6 protein-coding genes are annotated in these 4,039 nt (G+C 66.8%); 2 read left to right on the forward strand and 4 right to left on the reverse strand.

What is annotated here, in order from left to right; translation table 11 throughout:
• On the reverse strand, positions 1–462 hold a 462-nt coding region (locus tag VFL64_RS00225), incomplete at its 3' end, for an imidazoleglycerol-phosphate dehydratase (protein ID WP_489538364.1).
• The gene (gene hisC, locus VFL64_RS00230) at positions 459–1,541 is read right to left on the reverse strand and encodes a histidinol-phosphate transaminase (RefSeq protein WP_489538365.1); all 1,083 of its coding nucleotides are present in this window, start codon (positions 1,539–1,541) and stop codon (positions 459–461) included. The genes hisC and VFL64_RS00225, both read right to left, overlap by 4 nt.
• A gap of 81 nt (positions 1,542–1,622) precedes the next feature.
• On the opposite strand from hisC, the gene VFL64_RS00235 reads away from it, so the two are divergent.
• Together VFL64_RS00235 and VFL64_RS00240 are read left to right on the forward strand one after the other, a co-directional pair.
• Entirely contained in the window at positions 1,623–1,904 is a 282-nt protein-coding gene (locus VFL64_RS00235) for a hypothetical protein (RefSeq protein ID WP_489538366.1), read from the forward strand.
• On the forward strand, positions 1,901–2,089 hold the full coding sequence (locus VFL64_RS00240; RefSeq protein WP_489538367.1) for a hypothetical protein: 189 nt from the start codon (positions 1,901–1,903) through the stop codon (positions 2,087–2,089). The genes VFL64_RS00235 and VFL64_RS00240 overlap by 4 nt, the downstream gene beginning before the upstream one ends.
• On the opposite strand, the gene hisD is transcribed toward VFL64_RS00240, so the two are convergent.
• Complete coding sequence (gene hisD / locus VFL64_RS00245; RefSeq protein ID WP_489538368.1) at positions 2,090–3,403, reverse strand: histidinol dehydrogenase; 1,314 nt, start codon at positions 3,401–3,403, stop codon at positions 2,090–2,092. It lies immediately after the preceding gene.
• 8 nt (positions 3,404–3,411) lie between these two features.
• The coding region (hisG, locus tag VFL64_RS00250) for an ATP phosphoribosyltransferase (protein WP_489538369.1) at positions 3,412–4,039 on the reverse strand (628 nt) is incomplete at its 5' end.

Raw genomic sequence — 4,039 nt, forward strand, 5'->3', positions numbered from 1 at the left:
GTCGATGTGCAGCGTCACGCCGGCGTGGTTGCTGAAGCCCTGGAAGAACTCGTAAACCAGCTGGGTGTCGAGCGCACCGATCATGCCGCTCTTGAAATCGACGCGCATGTGCAGGCCGGGCCGGCCGGAGAAGTCGATCACGACGCGCGACAACGCTTCGTCGAGCGGCACATAGGCATGCCCGTAGCGGCGCAGGCCCTTCTTGTCGCCCACCGCCTGGGCCATGGCCTGGCCCAGCGTGATGCCGACGTCTTCCACGGTGTGGTGGCCGTCGATGTGCAGGTCGCCCTTCGCATCGATCTCCAGGTCGATCAGGCCGTGGCGGGCGATCTGGTCAAGCATGTGGTCGAAGAAGCCGATGCCGGTGGAGAGCTTGGCCGCGCCCGTCCCATCGAGGTTGATGGCCACGCGGATCTGCGTTTCGTTGGTGTTGCGGGTGACGTCCGCTTTGCGGTCGCTCATGACAGGCTCGCTTTCAATGCATCGATCATCAAGTCGTTCTCTTCCGGCGTGCCCACAGTCAGCCTCAGGCAGTTTGCCAGCAGCGGATGGAGCTTGGAGACGTTCTTCACCAGCACCCGGCGCTGCTTCAGGGCCTCGAACAGCGCAGCCGCATCGGGCACGCGGGTGAGCACCATGTTGGCCTCGCTGGGGTAAGGCTTCACACCCGGCATGCTTGAGAGCGCTGCGCTCAGACGCGTGCGCTCGCTGCGCAGCACGGCCGCCTGGCGGGCGAACTCCTCGTGGTGCTCCAGCGCGAACAGCGCCGCCTCGGCGTTGAGCACGCTCACGTTGTAGGGCGGGCGCACCTTGTCGATCTCGGCCACCAGGGCCCGGGGCCCGAGCAGGTAGCCCAGGCGCACGCCGGCCAGACCGAACTTGCTGAGCGTGCGCATGATCAGCACGTTTTCGTGGCGTGCCACGCGGTCGATGTAGCTGCGCGAGGCGAAGGGCTGGTAGGCCTCGTCGATCACCACCAGGCCAGGCGCCGCCTGCACGATCTTCTCGATGACGGCGTCGTCGAACAGATTGGCGGTGGGGTTGTTCGGGTAGGCGATGTAAACGATGGCCGGCTGGTGCCGGTCGATCGCGGCCAGCATCGCGGCCTCGTCGAGCTCGAAGTCGGCCGTCAGCGGCACGCCCACGAAATGCAATCCCTGCAGCTTGGCCGACATCTCGTACATCACGAAGCCCGGCAACGGCGCAAGCACGGTGGCACCGGGCACGTCACAGGCCATGCTCAGCAGGCTGATGAGTTCGTCGGAACCATTGCCCAGCGTCAGCTCGAAACCCTCGGGCAGGCCCACATGGCGGGCCAGCGCCACGCGCAGCTCATCGATGCGCTCGCCGGGGTAGCGGTTGATCGCCACCTCGCCCAGCCGCTCGCCCAGTTCGCGGCGCAGCGCCTGGGGCAGGCGGAACGGGTTCTCCATCGCGTCGAGCTTGACCATGCCCGCGCTGGGCTGGATGGCGTAGCCGTGCATGGATTGCACATCCTGGCGGATGTGTCGGGCGATGACGGTCTGGAGCCGGCTGGACATGGTGTGAATTTGGATGGTCAGAGGGCTTGAAAGGCCATCTATTACATAATATATTGCATGTAACGTTCACTGGAGATCGTCATGGCCGCCGTCCTCACCAACGTGTACCTCGAACCCGGGCAACGCAAGTTCCTGGAGAAGCAGGCCAAGGCCAACGGCAGCAACGTTTCCGCGGAGATGCGGTCGGCCATCGAGCTGTACAAGGCCGGTGTCTCCCTGCCTGACCTGGAGTTGCTGGATCTGGCCACCCGCAAGACCAAGGAAGACCTGGACGCCATCAACGCCACGCTCGACAACGGCCAGCGCCGTGCCGAGCTGTTCTTTGCGCAGATTGAATCCATCAAAGCAGGCACTCCCCGATGAGCCTGGTCGCCGAGATCCTCGACCGCCTCTCCGGTGTCGCCACGCTGCGCGAGAAGGTGGCGCAGCAAGACCGGGTGCTCGAAGGCATGCAACGCATCGTCCTCGACCAGCAACGCGAGCTGGCCGAAGTGAAAGGCACCTTGCGCGCATTGATCACGATGCAGCAGCAGTCCGCCAAGAAGTAGTCATCGCTTGAGCCGCATCTCGGCGGCCTGCGCATGGGCCTGCAGGCCCTCGCCATAGGCCAGCTCGGCCGCGATCAGCCCCAGCTTCTGCGCGCCCGCCTCGCTCACCTCGATCAGGCTGCTGCGCTTCTGGAAGTCGTACACACCCAGCGGCGACGAGAAACGCGCCGTGCCCGAGGTCGGCAGCACGTGGTTGGGGCCGGCGCAGTAGTCGCCCAGGCTTTCACTCGTGAAGGCCCCCATGAAGATGGCGCCGGCATGCCTGAGCAGCGGCTCCCAGCGCGCGGGCTCGCGCGAGCTGATCTCCAGGTGCTCGGGCGCGATGCGGTTGCTGATGGCGCAGGCCTCTTCCATCGAGCGCGTATGGATCAGCGCCCCGCGGCCTTCGAGCGAGGCACGGATCACCGCCTGGCGCGGCATGCCGGGCAGCAGGCGGTCGATCTCGGCCTTCACCTGGGCGATGTAGGCCGCATCCGGGCACAGCAGGATGCTTTGCGCCAGCTCGTCGTGCTCGGCCTGGCTGAAGAGGTCCATCGCCACCCAGTCGGGCGGCGTGGAGCCGTCGGCCAGCACCAGGATCTCGCTCGGTCCGGCGATCATGTCGATCCCGACCTTGCCGAACACGCGCCGCTTGGCGCTCGCCACGTAGGCATTGCCCGGACCGGTGATCTTGTCGACGGGCGGCACGGTGGCTGTGCCGTAGGCCAGCGCCGCCACGGCCTGGGCCCCGCCCAGCGTGAAGGCGCGGTCGACGCCGGCGATCGCCGCTGCCGCCAGCACCATCGCGTTGCGCTCGCCCTTGGGCGTGGGCACGACCATGACGATTTCGCCCACGCCGGCCACCTTGGCGGGCATGGCGCTCATCAGCACGCTCGACGGATAGGCCGCCTTGCCGCCCGGCACGTACATGCCCAGGCGGTCGATCGGCGTCACCTTCTGGCCGAGCAGCGTGCCGTCTGCATCGCGGTAGCTCCAGGAACGGCCACAGGCTTCGAGCTGGCGCTGGTGGTAGTCGCGCACGCGCTCGGCTGCGGCTTCCAGGGCACTGCGCTGCTTGGGCGTGATGGCGGATACGGCGGCCTGCAGTTCGTCGCGAGTGATCTCCAGGGCCGCCACGGAGGGCGCCTTCAGCCCGTCGAAGCGCTCGGTGTACTCCAGCACCGCCGCGTCGCCACGCTTCTGCACATCGGCCAGGATCGCCGCCACCCGCTCCTCGATCGCATGGTCGGTCTCGGCCGACCAGTGCAGCACGCGCTGGAACTCGGCTTCGAAATCGGCGGACGCGGTGGCGAGTTGGCGGACGTTGACGCTCATGACAGTGCTTACTGAGGGATGGCCGACGCGAACGCGTCGATGATCTGGCGGATGGCGTCGCGCTTGACCTTGAGCGCGGCCTGGTTCACCACCAGGCGGGCCGAGATCTGCATGATCTGTTCGACCTCGACCAGGTGGTTGGCCTTGAGCGTGCTGCCGGTGGAGACCAGGTCGACGATGGCGTCGGCCAGGCCGGTCAGCGGCGCGAGCTCCATCGAGCCGTAGAGCTTGATCACATCCACATGCACGCCCTTGTCGGCGAAGTGGTCGCGCGCGCAGCTGGTGTACTTGGTGGCCACGCGGATGCGCGAGCCCTGCTTCACCGCGCTCTCGTAGTCGAAGTCGTCGCGCACAGCCACGCTCATGCGGCATTGGGCGATGCGCAGGTCGAGCGGCTGGTAAAGGCCGTCGCCGCCGTGCTCGAGCAGCACATCCTTGCCGGCCACGCCGAGGTCGGCGCCGCCGTACTGCACGTAAGTCGGCACGTCGGTGGCACGCACCAGCACCACGCGCACGTCGGGGCGGGTGGTGCCGATGATGAGCTTGCGCGACTTCTCCGGGTCTTCGAGAACCTCGATGCCGGCGGCCTTCAGGAGCGGCAGCGTTTCCTCGAAGATGCGTCCCTTGGACAGTGCC

Source organism: Rhizobacter sp., from assembly GCF_035702065.1.
In the GTDB taxonomy this organism is placed as follows: Bacteria; Pseudomonadota; Gammaproteobacteria; order Burkholderiales; family Burkholderiaceae_C; genus Rhizobacter.